Genomic DNA, 336 nt, shown 5'->3' on the forward strand with positions numbered 1-336 from the left:
GATAATGCCTAGAGTAGGCACAAGAAAACTATATTATCTTCTGCTGGATAAACTTCAACTAATGAAAATAGGAAGAGATAAATTCTTTGATATACTCAGAGCTAATCATTTATTAATACAGCCTAAACGAAGTTATCATGTAACAACTAATTCACATCATCGATTTAGAAAACATCAAAATCAGATTTTAGATTTACAAATTAACAGGCCTGAACAGGTTTGGGTATCTGATATAACCTATATCGGAAAAAGAGATAATCCATGTTATTTAAGTTTGGTAACAGATGCTTATTCTAAAAAGATTATGGGGTATTATGTTGCTGACAATATGAATAC

The 336-nt window shown here is 30.1% G+C and carries 1 protein-coding gene; it reads left to right on the forward strand.

Features of this window, described 5'->3' with window-relative positions; genetic code table 11:
* On the forward strand, positions 1-336 hold a 336-nt coding region (locus K5R64_RS13610), incomplete at both ends, for a DDE-type integrase/transposase/recombinase (protein WP_374758136.1).

It is taken from the genome of Flavobacterium sp. UMI-01, assembly GCF_019656315.1.
Classification (GTDB): Bacteria; Bacteroidota; Bacteroidia; order Flavobacteriales; family Flavobacteriaceae; genus Flavobacterium.